Consider the following 24,731-nt stretch of genomic DNA (forward strand, 5'->3'; position numbering starts at 1 on the left):
CGCGCGTCTGTTGCTGATCGTCGGTGCGCTTGTAGCGGCGATGCCGGTGCAGGCCGCGGACGATAGCGGCGCGGCGCTGAACGCGCTGGTGCGGGCGCGGCTGGCGGAAGAAGGCGGGGAGCCGGCGGCGGCGCTGTCGGCGCTCAATCAGGTTTCGAGCCTTGCACCCGACTTGCCCGGCCTGCGGGGACGCATGCTCGAACAGGCGATCGAGGCGGGCGACCTCGACGCCGCGCGCGCCGCGGCCTTGCGCCTGTGGACCGCCGGTGAGCGCCGTTTCGATGCCCAACTCGTCCTGATGGTCGACGCGATGCGCCGGTCGGACTGGAAAGCCGCGCGGGACTATATTGCGGGCCGGAATAGCAAGGCGGGGGCCGACGCGATTGCGCGGCTGATCGTCCCCACGATCAATGCGTGGATCGACGTTGGTGCACGCGAAAAACTGCCCGAACGTCATCTGATCGCAGTCAATAATCGCGCGCGGCCCGAGCCGTCACTGACGCTTCAGGTCGCGCTGGTACAAATCGCGACGCAGCGTCTGGCAGAGGTGGCCGCACTGACCGACGGCGTCACGCTGACCGACCGCACCAGCCAGCTTGTCGGAGTTCGCGTCGCCGCGACGCTGGACAAGGTCGGGGAAGCCGGTGCGGCCGAACGGCTGCGCGGGCGGATTGTGCTGGCGTCGGGACAGCGCGAGGATCCGATGCTGTTGCTGCCCGATCAGCCGGTTTCGAGTCCGCGTGCGGGCGTGGCGCAGTGGCTCGGGCTGCTTGGCGACGGACTCGCGCGCACGCCGGGCGGCAGTCCCAAGCTGCCGCTGCTCTTCGCGCGCGCCGCGCATTGGCTCGACGATCAGGATTGGGCGGTCCGGCAGACGCTGGTCGAGGCACTCGACCGTAATGGGCAGAAAGCGAGCGCAATGGCGCTGCTCGACACCGGGCGCGGCGCCTTGCCGCCCGTGCTTGCGATGCGGCGCGCCGAACTGATGGCCGACGCGGGCGACTTTGCGGGCGCGGCGAAGCTGGCCGAAACGGCGGCGAACGAGAATGGCGCGCGTAGCCTGCTCGTCCGTCTGGCCGACATCGCACGGCGGTCCAGCGACCCCGCTGCGGCGGCGCGTGCTTATGAACGGCTCGAGGCCGCACTGGGCGACGATGAAAATGACCGGTCGCTGCGCGGCACCCTTCTGATCGCGCGCGCCGAATTGTTGTTGCAGGCCGGAAAGTGGGATGCTGCAGAGCCGTTGATGGAAAAGGCGGTAACGCTGCGGCCCGATGATGCCTCTATCCTTAATTTTGCCGGCTATTCCGCGCTCGAGCGCCGCAAGGATGTGAAACAATCGCTGGCGCGGATCGAGGCGGCGTGGGCCCAGGAGCCGCAAAATGCGAGCATCACCGATTCGCTCGGCTGGGCCTATTTCCTGACGGGGCGCACCGACGATGCCGTCGACCTGCTCGAAAAGGCGCAGCGCGGCGAACCCGGCAATGCGGTGATCGTCGAGCATCTGGGCGATGCGTATTGGCAGGCGGGGCGCAAGTTTCAGGCGCGATATCATTGGCGCGCCGCCGCGTTGCTCGCCGAAGCCGATATGGCGACGCGGCTGGAAACAAAGCTGCGCGACGGGCTGACCCCCGCGACCACCGCACCATGACCATGTTTCAGGAGACCGGCTGGGCCAAGATCAACCTTGCGCTGCATGTGCGGGCGCGGCGTAGCGACGGCTATCACGAAATCGAGACTCTGTTCGCTTTCGTCGATGACGGCGACGCGATTGCAGCCGAGGTCGCCGGGGCCGACGCGCTCACGATCGACGGCGCGTTCGCCGAAGGGTTGAGCGCCGGAGCCGACAATCTGGTGATGCAGGTTCTGGCGTTGCTGCGCGGCCGTTACGGCGCCGACCGCGTGCCGCCCTTGGCTGTGACGCTGACCAAAAGGCTTCCCGTCGCGGCAGGGATCGGCGGTGGGTCGGCCGACGCGGCGGCGATGGCGCGGCTGGTACGGCGGCATTTCCTGCCCGAGCTCGACGATGCGGCACTGGCACGGCTGGTCGGCCCGCTTGGCGCCGATATTGCCGCATGCATCGCGAGCGCGACGTGCCTGGGTGTCGGTGTCGGCGAAGAATTGAGCGCGGCGCCCGAACTGCGTCTGGCGGGAACGCCGGTGCTGCTCGTCAATCCGCGCCAACCGGTGGCGACGGGGCCTGTCTTTGCGGCGTGGGACGGGATCGACCGCGGGCCCTTGTTCACCGGCGCGGATATGCGGGCACAATTGTTTGCCGGGCGCAACGACCTGCAGCGTCCGGCCACCGCGCAATGCCCGGCGATTGTCGATGTCCTCACCGAACTGGGTGCGCTGCGACCCTGGCTGGCACGCATGTCGGGGTCGGGCGCGACCTGTTTTGCCCTGTTCGACGCGGAGGCCGAACGCGATACGGCAGCTGCCGCCTTGGTGCAGCGACATCCGGGCTGGTGGTTGATGACGGGAGCATTGCGATGAGCGAAGCGTGGCGGCAAATCGGCGAAGCACGGGCGGGCGGCATATTGCTGATCGCGGACCATGCATCGGCCCATGTCCCCGACGACATCGATCTTGGGATCGATGCGGCCCTGCTCGCCAATCATATCGCAATCGACATCGGCGTCGCCGAGGTTGCGGCGCTGCTGGTCGAGAAGGGGGCGGTCGACGCCGCGATCCTAGGCGGGGTGTCGCGGCTGGTCGTCGATTGCAATCGCGAGGAGGATGCGCCGGGGGTATTGCCGATCGCGAGCGACGGCCATGCGGTTCCGGGCAATGCGCTGGACGATGCAGGGCGCGAGGCGCGGCTGGCGCGCTTCTACCGGCCCTATCACGATCATATCGCGGCGACGATTGCGACGCAGCGCCCGGCGATGATCCTGTCGTTGCACAGCTTTACGCCGTCGCTGGCGAGCCATCCCGATCAGGCGCGGCCGTGGCATGTCGGGGTGCTCTATAATGAGGACGACCGGCTTGCGGCCGCCGCGATTGCCGCGCTGGCGGCCGAAGGGCTGAATGTCGGCGACCAGCAGCCCTATTCGGGCAAGCAACTCAACGCGACGATGAACCGGCACGCCGAGGGCAATGCGATCCCCTATGTGGGGATCGAGATGCGGCAGGATCTGGCCGGGGATGCGGCGGGGCAGGCGCTGTTCGCCGAACGACTGGCGACGATGTGCAAGAAAGTAACATTGAACATCGCGGAATAGGCGTGTAGACGCGCACGCAGCCGTCATTTTTTGAAATAATATTTCTCGGAGCTCTTCGAATGCCTTCTTATCGTTCGCGCACCACCACCCATGGCCGCAATATGGCCGGTGCCCGCGGGCTCTGGCGCGCGACGGGCATGAAGGACAGCGACTTCGGCAAGCCGATCATCGCGGTGGTCAACAGCTTCACCCAGTTCGTTCCCGGCCACGTCCACCTCAAGGACCTCGGGCAAATGGTCGCGCGCGAGATCGAGGCATCGGGCGGGGTCGCCAAGGAGTTCAACACGATCGCGGTCGATGACGGTATCGCAATGGGGCATGACGGCATGCTCTACTCGCTGCCGTCGCGCGACCTGATCGCGGACTCGGTCGAATATATGGTCAACGCGCATTGCGCCGACGCGATGGTGTGCATCTCGAACTGCGACAAGATCACGCCGGGGATGCTGATGGCGGCGCTCAGGATCAACATCCCCGTGGTGTTTGTGTCGGGCGGCCCGATGGAGGCAGGCAAAGTCGTGCTGAAGGGCAAGGAGGTCGCGCTCGATCTGGTCGATGCGATGGTCGCCGCGGCGGACGAGAAATATAGCGATGCCGAGGTCGACGAGATCGAGCGCGCGGCGTGCCCGACGTGCGGGTCCTGCTCGGGGATGTTCACCGCGAACTCGATGAACTGTCTGACCGAAGCGCTGGGGCTGTCGCTGCCGGGCAATGGGTCGACGCTTGCGACGCACGCCGACCGCAAGGAGCTGTTCCTGCGCGCGGGGCGGATCGTCGTCGAGATGTGCAAGCGTCATTATGAACAGGACGACGACAGCGTGTTGCCGCGCAATATTGCGACCTTCGAGGCGTTCGAGAATGCGATGAGCCTCGACATTGCGATGGGCGGGTCGACCAACACCGTGCTCCATCTGCTTGCGGCCGCGTTCGAGGCGGGGGTCGATTTCACCATGACCGACATCGACCGGCTGTCGCGGCGGGTGCCGTGCCTGTCGAAGGTCGCACCGGCGAAGAGCGACGTTCATATGGAAGACGTCCACCGCGCCGGCGGGATCATGGCGATCCTCGGTCAGCTCGAACGTGCGGGGCTGCTCCACGCGCATCTGCCGACGGTGCACTCCGCAACGCTGGGCGATGCGCTTAACAAATGGGACATTTCGCGGACCAACGACCCCGACGTGCAAAAATTCTTCATGGCAGCGCCCGGCGGGGTGCCGACGCAGGTCGCGTTCAGTCAGGAGCGGCGCTGGGAGTCGCTCGACCTCGACCGCGAAAGCGGCGTGATCCGTTCGGCGGAGCATGCGTTTAGCAAGGATGGCGGGCTCGCGGTGCTGTCGGGCAATATCGCGCTCGACGGCTGCATCGTGAAGACCGCGGGCGTCGACGAATCGATCCTGAAATTTTCGGGGCCGGCGAAGGTTTATGAAAGTCAGGATGCGTCGGTTGCGGCCATTCTCACCGGGCAGGTCGTCGCGGGCGACGTGATCGTCATCCGTTACGAAGGGCCGAAGGGCGGACCGGGGATGCAGGAAATGCTCTATCCGACGAGCTATCTGAAGTCGAAGGGGCTGGGCGCGGCGTGCGCGCTGGTCACCGACGGGCGCTTTTCGGGTGGCACCTCGGGTCTGTCGATCGGCCATGCGTCGCCCGAGGCAGCGGAGGGCGGCACGATCGGGCTGGTCGAAAATGGCGACCTGATCGAAATCGACATTCCGAAGCGCACGATCAACCTGATGGTCGCCGACAGCGTCCTTGCCGAACGCCGGGCCGCGATGGAAGCGAAAGGCGATGCCGCATGGCAGCCCGCCAAACCGCGCCCGCGCAAGGTTTCGGTAGCACTTCAGGCCTATGCCGCGATGACGACCAGTGCTGCGCGTGGCGCAGTGCGCGATCTGTCGCAGCTTAAGGGGGGCAAGGGATGATTTCGAAACGGGGCGCGATCTTGCCGCTGTTGCTGCTGGCGGCCTGCAACCGCGCACCCGACAATGGCGAACTCGCCGAGGCCGAAGCGCGCGGTTCGCGCGACGCGGCCGAGAACGGCCGCATCGAGTGCGCGCTCGAGGGCGCCAAGCTGTTCGACCGCACCTGCACCGTAGAAGAAATGAGCGGTGAGGGCGGGGCGATCCTGATCGTCGGGCGCAGCAATGTCGGTTATCGCCGCTTGCAGATCACCACCGACGGGCGCGGCGTCGTGTCGGCCGACGGGGCCGAGCCGGCGAAGGTGAGCATCGTCGGCGACAATGTGATCGAAGTGGCCATCGGCAATGACCGTTATCGCCTGCCCGCAAATACCGGCGGCGCGAAGTAGCGCGACTTTTCGCGCCAATATGCTAGGGAAAAGGCGATGCCCGTTCCTGCAGACGCCCCGATCCTGACTTGCAAAGCGATGCGCGAGGCAGAGGCGGCCTGCGCGATTCAAGGTACCCCCTTGTCCGAGTTGATGGATCTCGCGGGCGCCGCCATTGCCGATACGGCGTGGCGAATGGCGGCGGGCGCGCCGATCCTTGTCCTGTGCGGCCCCGGTAACAATGGGGGCGACGGCTATGTCGCCGCCCGTCTGCTCGCCGACCGTGGCGCCAGCGTGCGCGTGGCGGCGCTGGCGGACCCCGCGACCAAGCTTGCGAAGGCCGCGCGAGCGCGTTGGGAGGGGCCGGTCGAGACGTTGAATGGCCGGACGAACCCCGCGCCATTGATCGTCGATGCGCTGTTCGGCGTCGGGCTGTCGCGGCCGCTGACGGATGATCTTGCGGCGCTGCTGCGCACATTTTCCGATCGCCGCATTCTTGCCATCGATGTGCCGAGCGGCGCCGACGGCGACGGCCTCGCCGGGTGGATCCCGCCGCTGTCCGCCGACGTCACGCTGGCGCTCGGCGCCTTGAAACCGGCGCATGTGCTGATGCCCACGGCAGCGGCATGCGGCCGCGTGCTGCTGGCACCGATCGGGATTTGGGCGAACAGGGCGATGCGCACATTGCCGAAGCCCCGGGCGCTGGAACCGGATGCGCACGCGCACAAGTTCAACCGCGGCATGGTCCTGGTGTTTGCCGGGCCGATGCGGGGTGCTGCCGGGCTGAGCGCTGCGGCGGCGCTTCGCGCAGGAGCGGGCTATGTCGTGCTCGAGGGCGGCGCGGCCCCGCCCTTTGCGGCGATCATCGCAGAGAGCGAGGCACGGTTTGGTGAGCGGTTGAACGATCCGCGCGTCGGCGCGGTCGTCATCGGCCCCGGATTTCCTGCAAGCGACACACTGCTGTTCGACGTCGAGGCGGCGCTCGATTCGGGCAAGCCGCTCGTTCTGGACGCGGCCGCCATCGGGGCAGCGTTGCCGCGCCTCTCCGAAACGCCGTGCAAGGCCATATTGACACCGCATGAAGGCGAGTTCGCGCGGGCCTTTCCGCAGCTTTACGGTAGCAAGATCGACCGCGCGAAAGCCGCGGCGGCGCGGACACAGGCCGTGGTGATCTACAAGGGGGCCGACACGATTATTGCGGCGCCCGATGGCCGTATTGCAGCCGCCTGGCCGGGGAGCCCCTGGCTTGCGACCGCGGGGACAGGCGATGTGCTCGCGGGCGCATGTGGGGCGATGCTCGCCAGAGGCGGCGATGCCTTCGACGCCGCCGTCGCGGCAGTGGGGTGGCATATCGCGCAAGCCGCGCGTATAGGCCCCGGCCTTGTCGCCGACGATCTGGTTAGGGAATGAAATGTCTGAAGCTGCGCTGATCGAGCGCATCGCCGCGCGCGGCGATGGCGTGACGGGCGACGGCCGCCACGTGGCGGGCGGCGTTCCGGGCGACCGCGTTCGCGACGACGGGATCATCATCCCGGGCCCGAACCGGGCGGAGCCGGCGTGCCGGCATTTTGGCAAATGCGGCGGTTGCCAGCTACAGCATGTCGCCGAACCCGCGCTGGCGGATTTTGTGCGCGACCGCGTGATCGGCGGGCTCGCGGGGCAGGAGATGGTCTGCGGTGAAGTCCTGCCCGCGCTGCTTTCGCCGCCCGAAAGCCGCCGCCGCGCCGTTCTGACCGCGCTCCGGACCGGGAAGCAGGTCGCGCTCGGCTTTAACGCCGCGCAGAGCAACCAGATCGTCGATATGCGGATGTGCCCGTTGCTGCTTCCCGAACTGGCTGCTTTGATCGCGCCGGTACGCGAATTGCTGACGATGATCGCGCAGCAGCGGCGCCCGGTGAAGGTCAAGCTGCAGATGCTCGACCAGGGTGTCGAGTTGATCCTCGAAGGCGTGAAGGCCGAGGGGCTGGAGGCCGCGATGGCGCTGCAGGATTTTGCCGGCGTGCACAGGTTGGCGCGCTTCGCGATCGATCAGGGCGACGGCCTCGAGCTTCTGTGGCAGCCCGAACCGCCGACGATGCGCTTCGGCGACGTCACGGTCGAGGTGCCTCCCTTTGCGTTCCTGCAGCCGACGACAGCGGGGCAGGCGGCTTTGATCGAGGCGGTAGCCAAGGCGATCGGCGATGCGGGGGCGGTGGCCGACCTGTTCGCGGGTGTCGGCACCTTCGCACTGTCGGTGCAGGCCGGGCGCAAAGTCTATGCTGCCGAAGGCGCGCGCGATGCGATCGCAGCGCTGAGCGGAGCAGCGAACCGGGCCCGCGCGCTTGTCGCGACCGAACATCGCGACCTGTTCCGCCGACCCTTGATTCCCGCCGAACTGAACCGGTTCGGCGCGGTCATCCTCGATCCCCCGCGTGCAGGCGCAGAGGAGCAGGTGAAACAGCTGGCAGCATCGGATGCGCCGGTCATCGCCTATGTCAGTTGCAACCCGGCAAGTTTTGCCCGCGATGCCAAGATGCTGGTCGAGGGCGGCTACACGCTCGACTGGGTGCAGCCCGTTGGCCAGTTCCGCTGGTCGACCCATGTGGAACTGGCGAGCCGGTTTTCACGCTGAACTCAGTGCAGCACGAACCCCATGAAGGCGTGGATGCAAAGCGCCAGCAGCGCCAGGCTGGCCAGCGCGAAAATGCCGAAGCGCCACATCACCCGGTTCACCGTCGCCTGAATCAGGCTGTGCAGGATGCGTAAGGCCACATAGGCCCAGGCGAGTTGCGCATTGAGCCCGCCGCCCATGCCACCGATCGCGAGCGCCAGCGCGACGGCGTAAAAGACCGTCGGCTGTTCCATCAGATGGTTATAATTATGCGCCTTCCACTGCACTTCGGGCGGCAGCACCTCGTCGAGTCCCCGGCCCGTCGTGCCGACCAGATTCTTGGCATCGATCTTGGCGCGCTGCATCGCGGGAATCCGCGTCGCATACATCCACACCCACATGATCATCGACCAGAGCGCGAGCGTCGCGACGGGCCCCAATATTGCATTCGTCTCCATAATCTTTCCCCCTCAACCCAAAGTGGCGATCACCGCGAGCGCCGCCAGCGCCAACAGGCATAGCGTCGCGAGCGAGAAAATCACGAAGCGTACCGGCACGCGATTCACCGTCGATTGCCAGAAGCTGTGGACGATCCGCAGCACGACATAGGCCCACGCCAGTCCGCGCGTCAGGTCGGTGTCGCCGCCCGACAAATGCAGGAAGAGGAGGACCGCATAGAAGAGCGTCGGCTGTTCGCACAGATGCGTGTAATTATGCGATTTCCAGTTGGTGAGCGGGGGGAGCACACCCTCCAGATCGGCCCCGCGGCCGCCCGGCGGTGCAGCCTTGAGGTCGATGCCGACCTTGGAAAAGGCCTGAAATCGCGTCACCCCGGCCCAGATGAGCATGATGAGCGTCCACAGCGCGAGAACCGCGCCGGGCGCAAGCAGGCTTTCAGGCATATATTCCCCCTTGTTGTCTGGCCGCGATGCTAGGGTGCGATGCGGACATTGCAACCGGCGAAGTTCACCGGTCCAACTCGCTCCGGATGGCATCGCCGTCACCGCCGACGCGCGGCGCAAAGCCGAGATCGCGATCGGCCATTGCGCCATATTTCACCGGCGGCTGCATTTCGTGAAAGGCGCCGACGTCGGGATGGATACGATGCCGGAAGAAACCCGTTGCAACCAAATGCGGGTCTTCCTTGATGTCCTGAAGATCGCGTGCGGCCATCGCGGGGATGTCGTTCTGGGCGAACAGGTCCAGCCATTCGGCGGAGGTCTTCGCGGGCGTCTTGCGCGCAATCTCGCTGTAGATGATCGGCATATGCTGCCCTTTCGCCTTCGCCGCCTCATATTCGGGGGTTTCGAGCAGGTCGGCGCTGCCGAGCAGCGCCATCAGCCGCGCGGTCGATTCGGGGGTATAGGGAACGATTGCCAGATAACCGTCGCGGGTCGGGAAGGGCTGTCGCGTCGGGTCCAATTGGCGCGGATAACCCGCCGGACCGATCGGCGGATCGAGCGTCGCGTCGCGCAGATGCTCGACGAGCATGAAAGATGCAAAACACTCGAACATCGGCACTTCGACGTCCTGTCCCTCGCCCGTGCGAAGCTTGTGGACGAGCGCGGCAAGGATCGCCTGCGCGCCGAACTGGCCCGCGATCTTGTCGGCGATCAGCGAGGGCAGGTAGCGCGGACGCGGGTCGCCATCGACGCGCGGGAGCAGGCTGGTCGTGCCTGTCGCCGCCTGAATGACGTCGTCATAGGCCTGCAGATCGGCATAGGGGCCGTCCTGTCCGAAACCGGTGCCGTGGACATAGATGATGTCGGGTTTGATCGCCTTGCAACCCGCATAGTCAAAGCCGAGCCGGGCGATCGCCTTGCCGCGAACATTGTGAAAGAAGACGTCGGCGGTCGCGATGAGGTCGCGCAATGTCGCGGCGTCCTCGGGCTTCTTGAGGTCGAGCGCGATCGAGCGCTTGCCCCGGTTCACGGTCAGGTGGATCGACCCCATCGTCGGGTCGGGGACGCCATTGCCCAGATAGCGCGAAATATCCCCGAGACCGGGGGCTTCGACCTTGATCACCTCGGCGCCCAGATCGGCGAGCATCTGTGTCGCATAGGGGCCGAAGATAACCGTGGTCAGGTCGATGATGCGGATCCCCGACAGCATAGGCATAGCTCCTCCTCTTCCGTCGCGCAGGATAGAATGATTGCAAAGTAAAACGGAAGAGGCTTCCGCAACTTTCCTTAAGCGGCAGGAGCGGCCGCTTCGCTACTGCCATTTCCGGCAGCGTAGGCGGCGCTGATCCGGCGGTAGGATTTCGACCGGAAAGCCGCAAAGGTCACGACCATTCCAAGCAGACCGGTGACCGTGAACACAAGTGCGATGCCGCGTTCGGACCCGCGCCCGTACCAGTCGCCGATCGCATCAGCGCCCGCCCCGTCGGTCATGAAGGGGACAAAGACGAACTGGGTCAGCGGCGCGATGAGAAAGGCGGTGAGCGGCGAGGCGGCCTGCTCGATCGATTGCGCAAAGCCAAAGACGCGGCCTTGGCGTTCGAAGGGCACGACTTTCTGGAGTGCCGTCTGTTCTGCCGCTTCGGCGTAGGGGCCAAAGAAGAGCCAGATGAAGCAGCCGATTGCCAGCAGAGGGATCGAAGACTGGATAGTAAAGACCGCGGCCACCGCCCATTCGATCATGCAGACGAAAAGCAGCGTACGGATCGGGTTTGCGCCAAGGCCTGTGCGCGAAATGAGTGCGCCACTGAGGATGAAGGCACAGGACGTCACTGCCCATAGCAGGCCCCATTCTTCGACCTTCATCAGCGACAGGCCATAAGCATCCATCAGCGCCATAAAGACGCCGCCGAGAAGATTGTTGAATGACGAAAAGAGGATCAGTGCGAACAGTCCAGGGATGCCAAGCACAACGCGAAAGGTGCCCGCCAGATCGACGCGGCGCGGGGCGTCATGATCGCCGGTCTCGCGCGGCTCGTCGACATGGACGAAGAGGAGGTGGAGCGCGGTGAGAAGCGAGAACAGGATCGCAAAGGCCAGCGTCGCGACCATGCCGCCCCACGCGACGAGGAATCCGCTGATCGCCGAGGTGGTCAGAAAACTGATGCCGCTGACCATCCCGACCAGCCCGTTTGCCTTGTCGCGCCGGTCCTCGGGGACGAGGATCGTGACCAGCGTCGGCAGCGCGATCATGCGGATGTTGCCGGCGATCACGCCGAGCATCGTTAGCAGGACAAACAGCCACAGGGTCAGGCTTGGGACGATGGCGGCACGAATGTCGGGATGGAGCGCATAGGCGCCGAGCGCCAGCGAATAGACCGCCAGCGAAGCCAGGCTGGAGATGAGCATCATGCTGCGCTTGCGATGATGGTCGACGAGGCTGCCGAGCCAGATTCCCAGCACCGAGGTCAGCACCAGATAGATGCCAGCGATCATCCCCGTCGCGAACACCGACCGGGTTTCGAGAAAGATCCAGAAGGTCAGCGCGAACCACACCGTGAAGTTGGTGATGTTGGCGATCAGATTGTTGGCAAGGAGTTGATGGAAGGGGGACATAGGCGCCGCAACCTAGCAGCGTCTTTTGATCTGGCCATTCCGAATATTGTCGCGCGCTAGATCGCCCCGATCACCGCGGCGAGCGTGCGCAATCGCTCGTCATTGCGGCGGTAGAAGGTCCATTGCCTGATGCGTTTTGCGGTGACGAGGTCGCTGGCCTGCAGCACGCGCATATGTTCGCTGAGCGTCGAGGCGTTGATGCCAAGCTTTTCCGCAATCAGCTGCCCGCACACACCATCGTCGACCAGATCACCATCGACCTGGGGCCGGAAATGTGCCCGCGGATCTTTGAGCCAGGCGAGGATTTGCAGGCGGCGTTCATTTCCCAGCGCGCGGAACAGGTCGGCATCAGTCATGTTGGCAATTTGCCAATTAACGAACTATGTGTCAACGCGAAGGACCAACCCAACGGAGTCGCCCCAATGTCCTTGCTGCCCTTTTCCACCGTCGACGTGTTCACCCAAAGCCGGTTCGGCGGAAATCCGCTGGCGGTTGTCGTCGGCGGCGAAGCTCTGTCCGATGCCGTGATGCAGGCGGTGGCGGCCGAGTTCAACCTGAGCGAGACGACGTTCGTCCTGCCTCCCGCCGACCCCGCGCATACGGCGCGTGTCCGCATCTTCAACCGCACCGAGGAAATGGCGTTCGCGGGGCATCCGATGGTGGGGACTGCCTATGTTCTGGCGGTCGCTGCCCCCGATCTTGCGACAGCGACGTTCGAGATCCCCGCAGGAATCGTGGAGATAGAGATTGCGCGAAACGCGGACGGTGCGCCCGTCGGTGCCACCGTTGCGGCGCCGCAACCGCTCAGCATCGGCGAGACGGTGGCGCCCGAGGTTGTTGCCGCCATGTTGCGCCTCGCGCCCGAGGATATCGTCGTGACGACGCATCCGCCGATCGTCGCATCGGTGGGCAATCCTTATCTCATCGCCGAAGTGAGCGAGGCGGCGCTGGCGCGCTGCGATCCCGATCTGGCGGCGTTCCGCGAAGCGCTGGCGGCGCGTCCACAGTTCGGCACGCGGCTGTCGGTCCATGTCTATCGCAAGCAGGGCCGCATGCTACGTGCACGTATGTTCGCGCCGTTGGCGGGGACATGGGAGGACCCGGCGACGGGCAGCGCGAATGCGCCGCTCGCCGGGCTGCTCCTGTCACTCGAACCCGATACCGATGAGGCGCGGTTCGAAATCCATCAGGGCGTCGAAATGGGGCGGCCGAGCCTGCTCGACGTCACCGCGCGGCGGACACCCGACGGTATCCGCGCGACGCTGCGCGGTATGTGTGTTCCGGTGATGCGGGGCGAGATCGACTGCGGCTGAGGCGGGAAGAGGGGCCGGCAAAGGCCGGCCCCTCAAATAATCAGAACAGCTTGGTCACCGTCGCGCTGCGGCGTTCCTGTTCGACTTCGCCGGTATAGAGGCTCGCCATCGGTTCGTCGCTGACGACATGGGTCTCGTCGGCGCCGAAGCCGTTGAACTTGGTGCGCATGGCGCAGCCATAGGCACCGAGCATACCGATCTCGATGAAATCGCCCGCCTTGATGTCCGCCGGCAGGAAGAAGGGGCCAGCCATATGGTCAAGGTCGTCGCACGTCGGGCCGTAGAAGCTGAACGGAACCATCTCGGCATCGCTTTCGACGTCGCGTTGCAGCGAGACCGGGAAGCGCCAGCCGACGTGCGCGGCATCGAACAGCGCTCCGTACGCGCCGTCGTTGATGTACAGTTCTTCGCCGCGGCGCTTTTCGACGCGAACGATCAGCGAGCTATATTCGGCTGACAGTGCGCGGCCCGGTTCGCACCACAGTTCGGCCGAATAGCTGATCGGCAGGCTTTCGAAGCTGCGATGGATCGTCTCGAAATAGGCGTCGAGCGGCGGAGGCTCCATGCCGGGATAGGACGAGGGAAAGCCGCCACCGACATCGATGATGTCGACGGTGACCGACGCCGCGACGATCGCCGCGCGGACGCGTTCCATCGCCTGTGCATAGGCATGCGGGGTCATCGCCTGGCTGCCGACATGGAAGCAGATGCCGAGCGCGTCGGCCGCCTGACGCGTTGCCATCAGCAGTTCGACGACCTCGTCGGCCTCTGCACCGAACTTGGCGGCAAGGCTGAGCTTCGAATGATCGGACGACACGCGAAGGCGAACGAGCAGGTTCAGATCCTGCGCGCCTTCGGTCGCGCGAACGATCTTCTCGAGCTCGTCCATCGTGTCGAGCGAGAAGGTGCGCACGCCATGCTTCCAATAGGCTTCGGAAATCGCTTCCTCGGCCTTCACCGGATGCATGAAGCAAAGCGTCGCTTCGGGAAGCGTGCGCGCAACGAGCCGGACCTCGGCAATCGAGGCGACGTCATAATGCGTAACACCCGAATCCCACAGCACGCGCAGCAGGTCGGGCGACGGATTCGCCTTGACCGCATACATGGTCGTGCCGGGAAATCGCTCGATGAAGAAACGCGCTGCGCGCCGCGCGGCGTGCGGGCGGACAAGCGTAACAGGTTCGATCGGCGAAAGTGCCTGAATCAGCCCGTGGGCGCTATGATGCTGGTGCAACTCAAGGGACCCCCAAAAATAACGTTAGACTTACAAGGCTGCCTTGCGGTTATTGGAAGTCCCCCTGGGGCAGCGGAGCGCGATATATGCAGGGGGGTCCCCCCTGTAAAGACCCTTTGGCGTAATTTTGTAATACGGCGGTAACACTCAGGTCGAACCGGGGCCGATGTGCGCCGAGCGGGGCAAAAGCGAGACAAAGGCCGTTGCCGCCGCTAGAGGTGAACGTTCATCGAACCCGGAAAGGTCCCGCCTCCCATGGTGTCTCGCGCCGACGTCAATCACAACTTCACCGACGCGGAACTCGACGAGCTGATCGCGTTCGGTACGGTCGAATCGCACAAGGCCGGCGATCTGCTCGTCGAAGAAGGGGCGATGGCGCCCGACTGCATTGTCACCCTGTCGGGACAAACCGATATCTTTGCATCGACCGACGAGGGGCGAATCCGTGTCGGCTGGATGGAACGCGGGCAATTTGCCGGCGACCTGTCGGTGCTCACAGGGCAGCGGCATCTGTCGCGCGTCGAGATGGGCGCCGACGGTGACATTTTGCGCATTGCCCACGTCGATTTCCAGCGGTTGATTGCGGGCAATTCGCACTATTCGGACATTTTCATCCGTATTCTTTCGGCGCGGCGCGAGTTCAGCAACACCCGCGGTTTTGCGGTGACCATCGTGATCGGCGCTGCGATGGACCGCAGTGTCTATGCGCTGCGCGACCTGTTGATGAAGCATGGCGTCGCGCATCGCTGGTTCGATCCGGCCGACGGACCAGTCCCGACGCATCTGATGGCCGAACGCGGACTAACCGACGAGCAATTGCCTGCGGTTATCCTGGGCGCCGCCGACGTGCTGATTCAGCCGACACCCGAGCAACTCGCAGCCGGACTCGGGCTCGACCTGCTTCCCGACGGCGCTACCGCCGATGTTCTCGTCGTGGGAAGCGGCCCCGGCGGACTTGCGGCGGCGGTCTATGCCGCGTCTGAAGGGCTAACGGTCATCGCGCTCGATTCGCTGGCGCCGGGCGGGCAGGCCGGCACGTCTTCGAAGATCGAGAATTATCTGGGTTTCCCCACCGGCATCTCGGGCAACGAACTGGCGCGTCGGGCGACGGTGCAGGCCCAAAAATTCGGTGCACGGCTGGTTTCGCCGGTGCGTGCGGCATCGATCGGCCGCGACGGTGACGACGCCTATTGCCTGCATCTGGCCGACGGGCGCAAGCTGCGCAGCCGCGCGGTCGTCGTCGCGAGTGGGGCGCAGTATCAGCGCCTGCCGATCGACGGCATCGAAGCCTATGAGGGCCGCGGCATCTATTATGGCGCGACCCCGATGGAAGCGCAGCTGTGCGGCAATGCCGAGGTGACCGTTGTCGGGTCGGGCAATTCGGCGGGGCAGGGTGCGATCTATCTCGCGAGCGTCGCCAAGAAGGTTTACGTTATTTTTCGCCGGTCCAGCCTGCGCGAAACCATGTCCGAATATCTGGTCAAGCGGCTGGAAGAGCATCCGAATATCGAGATTGTTCCGTCGACCGATGTCGTCGGGCTGCACGGCGAAGAACGGCTCGATGGCCTGACCTATCGCTGCCGCGAGACCGGGGCCGAAGGCCATTGTGACTGCGGCTTCCTGTTCCTGTTTCTCGGGGCGAGCCCGAACACGACATGGCTGCCCAAGGAAATGGTATGCGACGATCGCGGTTTCGTGAAAACCGGCGTCGACATCGCACCGCTCGAACTGGTCAGGGCGGGCTGGTCGCTCGACCGTATGCCGAGCCGCTACGAAACCAGTTGGCCGCGCATCTACGCGATCGGAGACGTCCGCAAGGGGTCGGTGAAACGCGTCGCCTCATCGGTCGGCGAGGGATCGGTGGTCGTCAGCGACATCCATCAGGCGCTGGCGGAATTGCAGGGTGCTTCGGTTAGCTGACGGTGACATCGAGCCAGACAGTCTCCTCCCGGTCTTCTGCCTGAAATTGCTGAAGACTGCGCGACATGATGAAGGAACCGGAATAGCCGTCCAGCGACCACTGACCTTCAATTTGTTGGCCGTCGGCGCTTAGCGTCCCGTCATAAGTCACCGAATGCCCATAGGCGCCGGTGCCGTCGTAATATTTGTAAAAGCTTACACTCGTGCCGCTCCGCGTGCCCCGGATGTCGGCGCGTTCGTCAGCCCCTATGAAAACCTCGGAGGCTTCGGTGGTCGTGCCGGACAGCGAACCGGCGTTGTCGCTGATCGTGGCAACGAAACCGATCAGAGGCTCCCAAGGTTCGGGATACCAATATTGACCGGTCCACAGACCGGTCATGTCTAAAGGGTTTGCCACGCTCTCAGCCAAGCCGCGCCTTGAAATCCTCATAGCCGAATTCGCGGATCAGTTTCAGATCGTCGCTCTCGCTGTCCCACAACCAGATCGATGGCAGCGGCACGCCGTTGAAGGTGTTGGTCTTGACCATCGAATAATGCGCCTGGTCGAGGAACGCGAAGCGTTGGCCGATGCGCGCGCCGCCGGGCATGCGATAGTCGCCGATGACGTCACCCGCGAGGCACGACGGGCCGCCGAGCCGCACCGCCATGCCTTCGGCGCCCTCATCGAGCATGGCCGGGCGATAGGGCGCCTCGATCACATCCGGCATATGGCAAGTCGCCGAAATATCGGTGATCCCGATCGGCATGCCGTTGTCGAACAGGTCGAGCACCTCGCCCACGAGAATGCCGGCGTCGAGCGCGATCGCTTCGCCGGGTTCGATCATCACGTCGCAATCGGTCGCGGCGCGAACCTGTTTCAAAAAGGCGATCAGATCGTCGACCTGATAATCGGCACGGGTCACATGATGGCCACCGCCGAAATTGATCCATTTGAGCTGGTTGAAGAAAGGCCGCAGCATCGGCTGGACGGCTTCCCACGTGCGCGCGAGCGGCGGGAAATCCTGTTCGCACAGGCTGTGCATATGGATGCCGTCGATGCCCTCCATATGTTCGGGGAGCAGCTGGGTCACCGGAAAGCCAAGGCGGCTGCACGGCGCGGCTGGGTCATATTTCGCAACTTCGCCCTCGCTGTGCATCGGGTTGATGCGCAGGCCGATGTCGAATGTTTCGCCTTGCGAACGCAACGTGTCGAGAAGTGGTCGGAAGCGCGCGATCTGGCCCGGCGAATTGAAGATTAGATGGTCGGACAGCTTTGCGATCTCGGGAAGATCGCTTTCCTTATATCCCGCACAATAAGTGGCAACCTCGCCGCCATATTCGGCGCGGCCGAGCTTCGCTTCGTGGAGGCCCGATGCACAGACGCCGTCAAGATATCCGGCAACGGTTGGCCCCAGAGACCACATTGAGAACGCCTTGAGCGCGGCGAGCACGCGCGCGCCCGACGCGTCGCCGATATGGCGAAGGACCGACAGATTGGCCCGTACCTTTGCCGCGTCGACGACGAAGGCAGGTGAGGGGACGCGGGTCAGATCAAACCCAGCAAAGGCTCCGGGGTCGCCGGCACGGGTTTCCATGTCGCTAGATTCCTATGAGACCGCAATCGGTCCCTTGAAGATGAAAAACGCTCCCGCCGCAATCAGACCGAAGCCGACGAGATGATTCAGGGTCAGCTTCTCACCGAGCCAGAAGACCGCGAACCCAGCGAATATGACCAGTGTAATGACTTCCTGCAAGGTCTTGAGTTCGGCGGCGCTATAAACCCCATAGCCCATGCGGTTTGCCGGCACCGCGAGGCAATATTCAAAAAAAGCGATGCCCCACGCGATCAGTACCGCAAGCCACAACGGCCGCGACATGTCGCCCAGGTGACCGTACCAGGCGAAGGTCATGAAAATATTGGAGATGATGAGCAGCCCGATCGGCGCGAGATAGGCTGTCATTTGGCCTCCTTCGTCAGCGGCAGCACGTCGCGGAGCAGCGCGGCAAAGAAATGTCCGGGTTCCTCGACCATCGGCATATGCGCCGAATGTTCGAGCCAGACGAGTTTCTTCGAGGGGGCTTTAACCTGCCCGAACCATTGGGCGGCGACTGGCGAAGGGACCGTATAGTCATGCCGTCCGAGCAGAAAGACGATCGGCACGTCCATCTTCTTCACCGTTGTGAAGCTGACGTCGGCAAGCCGGGGCCACAGCGTCATCACGGAAAACAGGCTGCCCTTGCCCCAGGCTTGCCTGTCGGCCTCGCTGTACTCGGGCGACAGGCGCGGGGTCTGGAAATAGAGGTTGAGGTCGGGCTTGTTGTACATGAGCGAGCCGTACGGCATCGCATATTTGCGCCAGCCGTCGGCCTTGGCGATCGTGAATTCGCCCTGCGGATAGGGAGCGAGGGCGTCGATGGCGGCGACGGCGTCGTTATTTTCGGCCGAAAGCGCCTTGGCACGCGTCCATGCCATGCCGGCCTTTTCCCCTTCGCGAAAATCGATGCCCTGACCGACGCCGACATAAGCGTACAAAAGGTCGGGGCGCTTCACGGCTACCGACAGGCCGACGATTGAACCCCAGCTATGCCCCATCAACACGACCTTGCGCTTGCCGTAGCGCTTTTTGATCAGCTCGATCAGTTCAATGGCATCGTCGCGATAGCGTTCGGGTGTCATCGTCGGGGCAAGCCTTGCGGGATCGTTGAGCGGGTACGAGCGCCCCGCGCCACGCTGGTCGTACTGGACGACGGTGAACACATCCTCCCATGGCCGCTGGAAGGCCCAGGCGAAGGGCATTTCCACAGCGCCGGGACCGCCGTGGACGAAGATCAGGACCGGGTTATCCCTGTCCGCTCCGCGCACGTTCACGATCTGTCGCGCGCCGCCGAGCGTGACCTCGAACGTCTCCTGTACGCCGTTGGGCGTCACGATCTTGCCGATGTCGGCGACGATCGCGCGGGCGGGGGCGTAGGCGTCGTCGGTTTGAGCGGCGACGGGGGCGGATAGTGCGATCGCCGTGATGATCGCAAAGACCAATCTCATGATATGCCTCTCAATACACGGGCACAAAAATGCCCCGTTCGCCCCGAGCTTGTCGAAGGGCCGTCCTATCTTTGCAACATCGAAAGAAAGAACGGTGCTTCGACAAGCTCAGCACGACCGGGGTTTTTGTATCGCAAGCGATGGCTTCGGGTCGGAACGCCGTCAGAAATCCAACGGACCGTCCAATTCCTTCACCTGCCAGGGCAGGCCATGCCGGTTCAGCATGTCCATAAAGGGATCGGGATCCAGCTGTTCCATGTTGAAGACGCCGGTACCATTCCACGTTCCAGTTACCATCATCGCGGCGCCGATCATCGCGGGGACGCCGGTCGTGTAGCTGACCGCCTGATTGCCGGTTTCGGCGTAGGCGTCCTCATGGTCGCAGATATTGTAGAGATAGAGCGTCTTTTCCTTGCCGTCCTTGCCAAGCCCGGTTGCGATGACGCCGATGTTGGTCTTGCCTTTCGTCGTCTCGCCGAGGCTCGACGGTTCGGGCAGCACGGCTTTGAGGAACTGCAGCGGAATGATCTCGCGCCCCTCGTAAATCACCGGATCGATCCGCGTCATGCCGACATTCTGCAGCACATTGAGGTGGGTGATATAGGCCTCGCCGAAAGTCATCCAGAAGCGGATGCGCTGGATTTCGGGCAGATGCGTTTTCAGGCTTTCGATTTCCTCATGATACATGAGGTACATCGTCTTCGGGCCGACGGCTTCGAAATCGAATTGCTGCTTCACCGACATCGGCGGGGTTTCGACCCAGTCGCCATTTTCCCAGTGGCGCGCGACCGCGGTCACTTCGCGGATGTTGATCTCGGGATTGAAGTTGGTCGCGAAATGCTGGCCGTGATCGCCGCCGTTGCAGTCGAGAATGTCGAGCGTGTCGATGCGGTCGAAGTGATGCTTGCGGAGCCAGGTCGTGAAGACGCTGGTCACGCCGGGGTCGAAGCCCGAGCCGAGCAGCGCCATCAGCCCGGCATCCTTGAAGCGGTCCTGATAGGCCCACTGCCAATGATATTCGAACTTCGCCTCGTCGCGCGGTTCGTAGTTAGCGGTGTCCATATAATGCGCGCCGGTCGACAGGCACGCCTCCATGATCGTGAGGTCCTGATAGGGGAGCGCGAGGTTCACGACGTGCGTCGCGCCGATCGAGCGGATCAGCGCTGCGGTGGCGTCGATATGATCGGCGTCGACCTCGGCCGTGTTGATCGTGACGCCGGTGCGGGCCTTGACCGATTCGGCGATTGCGTCGCACTTGAACTTGCGGCGGCTGGCCAGCGTGATGTCGGGAAAGATGTCGGGGTTCATCGCCATCTTGTGCACTGCGACCGAACCGACGCCGCCTGCGCCGATCACCAGAACCTTGCTCATCGAAAATCTCCTGTCGCGGCCCTATCGCCGCTTGTCTTGTATGACCGGCCCTATAGGACGAAGCCATGACACAGCAAAGCCCCGATCCCCTGCTCAACCCGTCGCGCGCACCAACCCTCGCAGGCGTCGAACGCGCCGCAGCCAAGGTTGCCCAACTGCTGCCGCTGACACCGCTTTTACCCATGGAGATCGATGGCAAGACGATCTGGTGCAAAGCCGAATGCCTGCAGCCCGTCGGCGCCTTCAAGATTCGCGGGGCGTGGCACCGTCTGACCGACCTCACGCCCGAACAGGCGGCCGCCGGGGTTGTCGGGGTGTCGAGCGGCAATCATGCGCAAGGCGTCGCATGGGCAGCGAAGCGGCTGGGCATCGCTGCGACCATCGTGATGCCGAGCAACGCGCCGCAGATGAAGCTCGCGGCGACGCGCGCGCTGGGTGCGGAGGTCGTGCTGTACGATCGCGTCAGCGAATCGCGCGATGCCGTTGCGGCGAAGCTGCTCGCCGAGCGCGGCGGAACACTCGTCCACGCCTATGGCGATCCGTGGATCATCGAAGGACAGGGCAGCGCCGGAATCGAAGCCCATGCGCAGCTCGCGGCGCGCGGGATCGCGGGCCCCGACCAGGTCATCGCCTGTTGCGGCGGTGGCGGCCTTACCGCAGGCCTCGCTCTCGCCTGTCCCGACGCCGAGATAATCGCGGTCGAGCCCGAGGGCTGGGACGATCTGACGCGCAGCCTCGCCGCGGGCGAAATCCTGTCGGTCGAGGACCTGTCCTATCCGACCGAATGCGATGCACTGCAGACACCGCAGACCTGGCCGATCAATTTCGCCGTGTTGCAGGCCCGCGGGGTCCGCGGCGTCGTCGTGACGCGTGAGGAAGTGCGCCGTGCGATGCGCGTCGTGTTCGAGAAACTGCATCTCGTCGTCGAGCCCGGCGGCGCGGCGGCGCTCGCTGCCGTCCTCGCGGGCAAGGTCGAACTGGGCGACGCGACGCTCGTCACGCTGTCGGGAGGGAATGTCGATCCGAAACATTATGCGGAAATTCTTGCCGAATGACGGGATATTTGATCTCCTCGGCGCGTTGAAGCGGGGAAGGAGAATTCGGATGAAGAAACAAGGTCTGATCCTGGCCGGCGCTGCGGCGCTGGTCATGCTGAGCGGGTGCGAAAAGGCCGAGGCGCCTGCGCCGACTGCCACGACGACGACCGAGGTTCCGGTCGAAACCATGCCGCCGGAAGGTGCCGAAGCCACCGATCCGGCGACCGCGCCGCATCGTTTTGCGAGCTGGGCGGGTAAATGGACCGGGGTCGAGGGCATGTACGCCACGATCACTCCGGGCGAGCCCGGCAAGTATAAGCTGGAAATGCAGTCGGACCTCGACACCAAGGCGACCTATGACGGCACCGACAGCGAGCATGGCATCAAGTTCAAGCGCGGTAGCGAAGAGTTGAGCCTTCGCCGCGGCACCGGCAACGAAACCGGGCTGAAATATCTGGCCGGCAAAAAGGAATGCCTGATCGTCAAGGACGGCGAGGGTTATTGCCGGGACTAGAAAGCGGCTTCGTCCTTTCCGCGGTGGCGCGACGCGCCGTCTGCGGCTCCGCGGGAATGACGATTGGGAAGTGCCGGGTATAATCGGCACTGTCGCCGGATTGTCATCGAACCGGCACGGAAATCCCATGAAAGCCTGCCATGCGCGGCCACGGATCAACATTGTCCGGGGAACCCATTCGCATGGCCAGCCTACCCAATCGCAAGATCGCCGCCGCCGTCGTCCGTGAAGATGGCGCGCGGAAACAGCGCCTGCTCGACCGCGCTTTTTCCTTCGCTTTCAAAGGGCTCGTCTATGCCCAGATCTGGGAGGACCCCGTCGTCGACATGGAGGCGCTGGCAATCGAGCCAGGCAACCGAATCGCGACGATCGCGAGCGGTGGCTGCAATGTCTTTTCCTACCTCGTCGCCGACCCCGCCGAGATCGTCGCCGTCGACCTGAACACGGCACATGTCGCACTGAACAATCTGAAGCGCATCGCAATCCGGCGATTGCCCGATCATGGAAGCCTGCACCGCTTTTTCGCCGACGCCGACAATGATTTGAACATCGCAGACTATCGCGCTTTCGTCCGCCCGCATCTCGACGAAACGAGCCGGCGCTATTGGGAGGGCCGCGATCTTGCCGGACGCCGCCGGATCAACGGCTTTGCACACGGTCTCTACAAGCGCGGGCTGCTCGGCGGCTTCATAGGGCTTGCGCACCTCGTCGCGCGGATGCACCGCATCGATCCGCGCCAGTTCCTCGCCGCCAAAACAATCGAGGAGCAACGCGCGATCTTCGAGGAAAAGTTCGCGCCTTTCTTTGACCGCAAATTCATCCGCTGGATCACCGACCAGCGCTCGTCGCTCTTCGGCCTCGGCATCCCCCCGGCGCAATATGATGCGCTGGCTGGCGGCAAGCCGATGGCCGACGTGCTGCGCAGCCGGTTGGAAAAACTGACCTGCGACTTCCCGCTCGAAGAAAATTATTTCGCGTGGCAGGCGTTCGGGCGCGGTTATGGCAAGGGCGCCGCGGCGCCGCTGCCGCCCTATCTGCAGGCAGCCAATTATCAGGCTGTCCGCACGCGCGCCGACCGCGTGACGATGCTGCACGCGAACATGACCGACATGCTCGCCGCCGCCGACGCCGCCAGCTTCGACCGCTATATCTTCCTCGACGCGCAGGACTGGATGACCGACGCGCAGCTGACCGCGCTGTGGAGCGAAGTGACGCGCACGGCGCGGCCCGGCGCACGCGTCCTGTTCCGCACCGCCGCCGAGCCGAGCCTTCTGCCGGGGCGGCTTTCCGACGACATCCTGCAATGCTGGGATTATCGCGCCGCCGAATCGCTCGATTATACGCGGCGCGACCGCTCGGCGATTTATGGCGGGGTCCATCTCTATGTCCTGAAAGGCTGACCATGGCGGCGGGGGAGGGGCACGCCGCGCTGATGGACGGCGTCTATCGCGGCCAGCGTCATATCTATGACCTGACGCGCAAATATTATCTACTCGGGCGCGACCGGCTGATCGACGAATTGGCGCCGCCGGTCGGCGGGCACGTGCTCGAAATCGGCTGCGGCACAGGGCGCAACCTGATCGCCGCTGCGCGCTGTTGGCCAGGCGCGCATTTCCACGGGATCGATATTTCGGAAGAGATGCTGAAGACGGCGCGTGCGGCGATTGCCCGTGCCGGGATGGCGCGAAGGGTGACCGTCGCGCAGGGCGACGCGACCGACTTCGATCCGCAGGGCCTGTTTCGGCTGCGCAGTTTTGACCGCATCTTCCAGAGTTATACGCTGTCGATGATCCCTGACTGGCAGGGCGCCATCCGTGAAGCGGCGCGCCACCTGTCGGCCTATGGCTCGCTCCACATCGTCGATTTCGGGCAGCAGGAAGACATGCCGGACTGGTTTCGCGCGGCACTGTTCGGCTGGTTGGCGCGCTTTCATGTTGCGCCGCGCGCGCTGCTGATCGAAGCGGCGCGCGAGGTCGCAAACGACGCGGGCGGACGCCTCGCGGTGACACGGCTCTATCGCGGCTATGCCTGGTCGCTGCGGCTCGACAAGCGCCCGCGCTAATCCTTGCCAAGCGGCGCGGCGCCTGCTCTTTTTGCGAGTGGAGGCGCGATGACCGATATGATCTTTACGGCGGGACCCAGCGAACGGGGCGGCGTCGCCGAGACGCTGGCGCAGGCGTTCCAGACCGACCCCGCGCTATCATGGATATTGCCCGATCCCGCGCACCGTGCCCGTGCATTGCGCAGCCTGTTCGCGACGCTTGTTCCCGCCGATGCCCGCGCGGGCATCGTGCTGCGGTCGGAGGGCGATGAGGCGGCGGCACTTTGGCGCGCGCCGGGGCGCGCGCATAGCGGCGGCTTCGAATTTCTGCGCACCGTAATTCCGCTGGTCGCGACGTTCGGCGCCGCCTTGCCGCGCGGGTTGAAGGTGCAGGGCGGCATCGACGCACACAGGCCGAAGGGGCGTTTCTGGTATCTCCATTATGTCGGGGTCCGCCCCGGGCACCAGGGCAAGGGCCATGGCGGACGGATCATCCGCGCGCAAACTGCCGTTGCCGACGCCGACGGCCTGCCGTGCTGGCTGGAGACGGCGACAACGGAGAATGTACCGCTTTACGAGCGGCTGGGGTTCGTCACGCAGGCCGAATGGGACGTGCCCGGCGGCGGGCCGCATTTCTGGGGAATGATGCGGCCGCCGCGCTGA

General features: G+C 64.4%; 25 protein-coding genes. 14 read left to right on the plus strand and 11 right to left on the minus strand.

Features of this window, described 5'->3' with window-relative positions:
* Positions 1-10 precede the first annotated feature (10 nt).
* The 7 genes from AC07NV_RS21290 to AC07NV_RS21320 are packed head-to-tail and all read left to right on the plus strand — an operon-like array spanning position 11 to position 8,122.
* Complete coding sequence (locus AC07NV_RS21290; protein ID WP_495168385.1) at positions 11-1,651, plus strand: tetratricopeptide repeat protein; 1,641 nt, start codon at positions 11-13, stop codon at positions 1,649-1,651.
* The gene (locus AC07NV_RS21295; RefSeq protein ID WP_495168386.1) at positions 1,648-2,496 is read left to right on the plus strand and encodes a 4-(cytidine 5'-diphospho)-2-C-methyl-D-erythritol kinase; all 849 of its coding nucleotides are present in this window, start codon (positions 1,648-1,650) and stop codon (positions 2,494-2,496) included. Before AC07NV_RS21290 ends, AC07NV_RS21295 begins: the two co-directional genes overlap by 4 nt.
* Positions 2,493-3,224 (plus strand): N-formylglutamate amidohydrolase, encoded by a 732-nt coding sequence (locus tag AC07NV_RS21300; protein WP_495168387.1) that lies wholly within the window; start codon positions 2,493-2,495, stop codon positions 3,222-3,224. The genes AC07NV_RS21295 and AC07NV_RS21300 overlap by 4 nt, the downstream gene beginning before the upstream one ends.
* Before the next feature lie 59 nt (positions 3,225-3,283).
* Positions 3,284-5,146 carry a dihydroxy-acid dehydratase gene (ilvD, locus tag AC07NV_RS21305; RefSeq protein WP_495168388.1) on the plus strand — a complete coding sequence of 621 codons (1,863 nt, stop codon included), beginning with the start codon at positions 3,284-3,286 and terminating at the stop codon, positions 5,144-5,146.
* The gene (locus AC07NV_RS21310) at positions 5,143-5,532 is read left to right on the plus strand and encodes a hypothetical protein (RefSeq protein WP_495168389.1); all 390 of its coding nucleotides are present in this window, start codon (positions 5,143-5,145) and stop codon (positions 5,530-5,532) included. The genes ilvD and AC07NV_RS21310 overlap by 4 nt, the downstream gene beginning before the upstream one ends.
* A gap of 36 nt (positions 5,533-5,568) precedes the next feature.
* Positions 5,569-6,921 carry an NAD(P)H-hydrate dehydratase gene (locus tag AC07NV_RS21315; protein ID WP_495168390.1) on the plus strand — a complete coding sequence of 451 codons (1,353 nt, stop codon included), beginning with the start codon at positions 5,569-5,571 and terminating at the stop codon, positions 6,919-6,921.
* Between the two features lies 1 nt (position 6,922).
* Complete coding sequence (locus tag AC07NV_RS21320; RefSeq protein ID WP_495168391.1) at positions 6,923-8,122, plus strand: class I SAM-dependent RNA methyltransferase; 1,200 nt, start codon at positions 6,923-6,925, stop codon at positions 8,120-8,122.
* A gap of 2 nt (positions 8,123-8,124) precedes the next feature.
* On the opposite strand, the gene AC07NV_RS21325 is transcribed toward AC07NV_RS21320, so the two are convergent.
* The 5 genes from AC07NV_RS21325 to AC07NV_RS21345 form a co-directional block, all read right to left on the minus strand.
* The gene (locus AC07NV_RS21325; protein WP_495168392.1) at positions 8,125-8,559 is read right to left on the minus strand and encodes an MAPEG family protein; all 435 of its coding nucleotides are present in this window, start codon (positions 8,557-8,559) and stop codon (positions 8,125-8,127) included.
* A gap of 12 nt (positions 8,560-8,571) precedes the next feature.
* Complete coding sequence (locus tag AC07NV_RS21330) at positions 8,572-9,003, minus strand: MAPEG family protein (protein ID WP_495168393.1); 432 nt, start codon at positions 9,001-9,003, stop codon at positions 8,572-8,574.
* Between the two features lie 64 nt (positions 9,004-9,067).
* Complete coding sequence (locus tag AC07NV_RS21335) at positions 9,068-10,213, minus strand: CaiB/BaiF CoA transferase family protein (RefSeq protein WP_495168394.1); 1,146 nt, start codon at positions 10,211-10,213, stop codon at positions 9,068-9,070.
* A 77-nt stretch (positions 10,214-10,290) separates the two neighbouring features.
* Positions 10,291-11,616: an MFS transporter gene (locus tag AC07NV_RS21340; RefSeq protein ID WP_495168395.1), complete on the minus strand. Its 1,326-nt coding sequence runs from the start codon at positions 11,614-11,616 to the stop codon at positions 10,291-10,293.
* Positions 11,617-11,672: 56 nt separating this feature from the next.
* Positions 11,673-11,972, minus strand: a complete 300-nt coding sequence (locus AC07NV_RS21345) for an ArsR/SmtB family transcription factor (RefSeq protein WP_495168396.1) — start codon at positions 11,970-11,972, stop codon at positions 11,673-11,675.
* A 66-nt stretch (positions 11,973-12,038) separates the two neighbouring features.
* Here AC07NV_RS21345 and AC07NV_RS21350 point away from each other — a divergent pair, with 66 nt between their 5' ends.
* Positions 12,039-12,929, plus strand: coding sequence for a PhzF family phenazine biosynthesis protein (locus tag AC07NV_RS21350; protein WP_495168397.1), 891 nt, complete (start codon positions 12,039-12,041; stop codon positions 12,927-12,929).
* A gap of 40 nt (positions 12,930-12,969) precedes the next feature.
* Here the strand turns inward: AC07NV_RS21350 and AC07NV_RS21355 are convergent, their stop codons facing one another.
* The gene (locus AC07NV_RS21355; RefSeq protein ID WP_495168398.1) at positions 12,970-14,163 is read right to left on the minus strand and encodes a type III PLP-dependent enzyme; all 1,194 of its coding nucleotides are present in this window, start codon (positions 14,161-14,163) and stop codon (positions 12,970-12,972) included.
* Between the two features lie 255 nt (positions 14,164-14,418).
* On the opposite strand from AC07NV_RS21355, the gene AC07NV_RS21360 reads away from it, so the two are divergent.
* Complete coding sequence (locus AC07NV_RS21360) at positions 14,419-16,083, plus strand: FAD-dependent oxidoreductase (protein ID WP_495168399.1); 1,665 nt, start codon at positions 14,419-14,421, stop codon at positions 16,081-16,083.
* On the opposite strand, the gene AC07NV_RS21365 is transcribed toward AC07NV_RS21360, so the two are convergent.
* The 5 genes from AC07NV_RS21365 to AC07NV_RS21385 all read right to left on the minus strand — a co-directional run bounded on the left by AC07NV_RS21365 (position 16,076) and on the right by AC07NV_RS21385 (position 20,476).
* Positions 16,076-16,462 (minus strand): hypothetical protein, encoded by a 387-nt coding sequence (locus tag AC07NV_RS21365; protein WP_495168400.1) that lies wholly within the window; start codon positions 16,460-16,462, stop codon positions 16,076-16,078. The genes AC07NV_RS21360 and AC07NV_RS21365 overlap by 8 nt on opposite strands.
* A 22-nt stretch (positions 16,463-16,484) precedes the next feature.
* Positions 16,485-17,657, minus strand: coding sequence for a carboxynorspermidine decarboxylase (locus AC07NV_RS21370; protein WP_495168401.1), 1,173 nt, complete (start codon positions 17,655-17,657; stop codon positions 16,485-16,487).
* A 12-nt stretch (positions 17,658-17,669) separates the two neighbouring features.
* Positions 17,670-18,023, minus strand: a complete 354-nt coding sequence (locus AC07NV_RS21375; protein ID WP_495168402.1) for a DMT family protein — start codon at positions 18,021-18,023, stop codon at positions 17,670-17,672.
* The gene (locus tag AC07NV_RS21380; protein WP_495168403.1) at positions 18,020-19,105 is read right to left on the minus strand and encodes an alpha/beta fold hydrolase; all 1,086 of its coding nucleotides are present in this window, start codon (positions 19,103-19,105) and stop codon (positions 18,020-18,022) included. Before AC07NV_RS21380 ends, AC07NV_RS21375 begins: the two co-directional genes overlap by 4 nt.
* Before the next feature lie 162 nt (positions 19,106-19,267).
* Entirely contained in the window at positions 19,268-20,476 is a 1,209-nt protein-coding gene (locus AC07NV_RS21385; RefSeq protein ID WP_495168404.1) for a saccharopine dehydrogenase family protein, read from the minus strand.
* A 65-nt stretch (positions 20,477-20,541) separates the two neighbouring features.
* Here AC07NV_RS21385 and AC07NV_RS21390 point away from each other — a divergent pair, with 65 nt between their 5' ends.
* The 5 genes from AC07NV_RS21390 to AC07NV_RS21410 all read left to right on the plus strand — a co-directional run bounded on the left by AC07NV_RS21390 (position 20,542) and on the right by AC07NV_RS21410 (position 24,731).
* Positions 20,542-21,531 carry a threonine ammonia-lyase gene (locus AC07NV_RS21390; RefSeq protein ID WP_495168405.1) on the plus strand — a complete coding sequence of 330 codons (990 nt, stop codon included), beginning with the start codon at positions 20,542-20,544 and terminating at the stop codon, positions 21,529-21,531.
* 49 nt (positions 21,532-21,580) lie between these two features.
* A complete protein-coding gene (locus AC07NV_RS21395) occupies positions 21,581-22,027 on the plus strand; it encodes a hypothetical protein (RefSeq protein WP_495168406.1) in 447 nt (148 codons plus the stop codon).
* 182 nt (positions 22,028-22,209) lie between these two features.
* Complete coding sequence (locus tag AC07NV_RS21400; protein WP_495168407.1) at positions 22,210-23,427, plus strand: BtaA family protein; 1,218 nt, start codon at positions 22,210-22,212, stop codon at positions 23,425-23,427.
* A gap of 2 nt (positions 23,428-23,429) precedes the next feature.
* Entirely contained in the window at positions 23,430-24,089 is a 660-nt protein-coding gene (locus AC07NV_RS21405; RefSeq protein WP_495168408.1) for a class I SAM-dependent methyltransferase, read from the plus strand.
* A gap of 48 nt (positions 24,090-24,137) precedes the next feature.
* Positions 24,138-24,731, plus strand: a complete 594-nt coding sequence (locus tag AC07NV_RS21410; RefSeq protein WP_495168409.1) for a GNAT family N-acetyltransferase — start codon at positions 24,138-24,140, stop codon at positions 24,729-24,731.

The organism is Sphingopyxis sp. GW821-FHT10B01, from assembly GCF_059415685.1.

Bases quoted from the DNA above. Each gene is read 5' to 3' on its own strand.
- AC07NV_RS21295 (WP_495168386.1), top strand. From the start codon at position 1,648: ATGACCATGTTTCAGGAGACCGGCTGGGCCAAGATCAACCTTGCGCTG.
- AC07NV_RS21300 (WP_495168387.1), top strand. From the start codon at position 2,493: ATGAGCGAAGCGTGGCGGCAAATCGGCGAAGCACGGGCGGGCGGCATA.
- ilvD (WP_495168388.1), top strand. From the start codon at position 3,284: ATGCCTTCTTATCGTTCGCGCACCACCACCCATGGCCGCAATATGGCC.
- AC07NV_RS21310 (WP_495168389.1), top strand. From the start codon at position 5,143: ATGATTTCGAAACGGGGCGCGATCTTGCCGCTGTTGCTGCTGGCGGCC.
- AC07NV_RS21315 (WP_495168390.1), top strand. From the start codon at position 5,569: ATGCCCGTTCCTGCAGACGCCCCGATCCTGACTTGCAAAGCGATGCGC.
- AC07NV_RS21320 (WP_495168391.1), top strand. From the start codon at position 6,923: ATGTCTGAAGCTGCGCTGATCGAGCGCATCGCCGCGCGCGGCGATGGC.
- AC07NV_RS21325 (WP_495168392.1), bottom strand. From the start codon at position 8,559: ATGGAGACGAATGCAATATTGGGGCCCGTCGCGACGCTCGCGCTCTGG.
- AC07NV_RS21330 (WP_495168393.1), bottom strand. From the start codon at position 9,003: ATGCCTGAAAGCCTGCTTGCGCCCGGCGCGGTTCTCGCGCTGTGGACG.
- AC07NV_RS21335 (WP_495168394.1), bottom strand. From the start codon at position 10,213: ATGCTGTCGGGGATCCGCATCATCGACCTGACCACGGTTATCTTCGGC.
- AC07NV_RS21340 (WP_495168395.1), bottom strand. From the start codon at position 11,616: ATGTCCCCCTTCCATCAACTCCTTGCCAACAATCTGATCGCCAACATC.
- AC07NV_RS21345 (WP_495168396.1), bottom strand. From the start codon at position 11,972: ATGACTGATGCCGACCTGTTCCGCGCGCTGGGAAATGAACGCCGCCTG.
- AC07NV_RS21350 (WP_495168397.1), top strand. From the start codon at position 12,039: ATGTCCTTGCTGCCCTTTTCCACCGTCGACGTGTTCACCCAAAGCCGG.
- AC07NV_RS21360 (WP_495168399.1), top strand. From the start codon at position 14,419: ATGGTGTCTCGCGCCGACGTCAATCACAACTTCACCGACGCGGAACTC.
- AC07NV_RS21365 (WP_495168400.1), bottom strand. From the start codon at position 16,462: ATGACCGGTCTGTGGACCGGTCAATATTGGTATCCCGAACCTTGGGAG.
- AC07NV_RS21370 (WP_495168401.1), bottom strand. From the start codon at position 17,657: ATGGAAACCCGTGCCGGCGACCCCGGAGCCTTTGCTGGGTTTGATCTG.
- AC07NV_RS21375 (WP_495168402.1), bottom strand. From the start codon at position 18,023: ATGACAGCCTATCTCGCGCCGATCGGGCTGCTCATCATCTCCAATATT.
- AC07NV_RS21380 (WP_495168403.1), bottom strand. From the start codon at position 19,105: ATGAGATTGGTCTTTGCGATCATCACGGCGATCGCACTATCCGCCCCC.
- AC07NV_RS21385 (WP_495168404.1), bottom strand. From the start codon at position 20,476: ATGAGCAAGGTTCTGGTGATCGGCGCAGGCGGCGTCGGTTCGGTCGCA.
- AC07NV_RS21390 (WP_495168405.1), top strand. From the start codon at position 20,542: ATGACACAGCAAAGCCCCGATCCCCTGCTCAACCCGTCGCGCGCACCA.
- AC07NV_RS21395 (WP_495168406.1), top strand. From the start codon at position 21,581: ATGAAGAAACAAGGTCTGATCCTGGCCGGCGCTGCGGCGCTGGTCATG.
- AC07NV_RS21400 (WP_495168407.1), top strand. From the start codon at position 22,210: ATGGCCAGCCTACCCAATCGCAAGATCGCCGCCGCCGTCGTCCGTGAA.
- AC07NV_RS21405 (WP_495168408.1), top strand. From the start codon at position 23,430: ATGGCGGCGGGGGAGGGGCACGCCGCGCTGATGGACGGCGTCTATCGC.
- AC07NV_RS21410 (WP_495168409.1), top strand. From the start codon at position 24,138: ATGACCGATATGATCTTTACGGCGGGACCCAGCGAACGGGGCGGCGTC.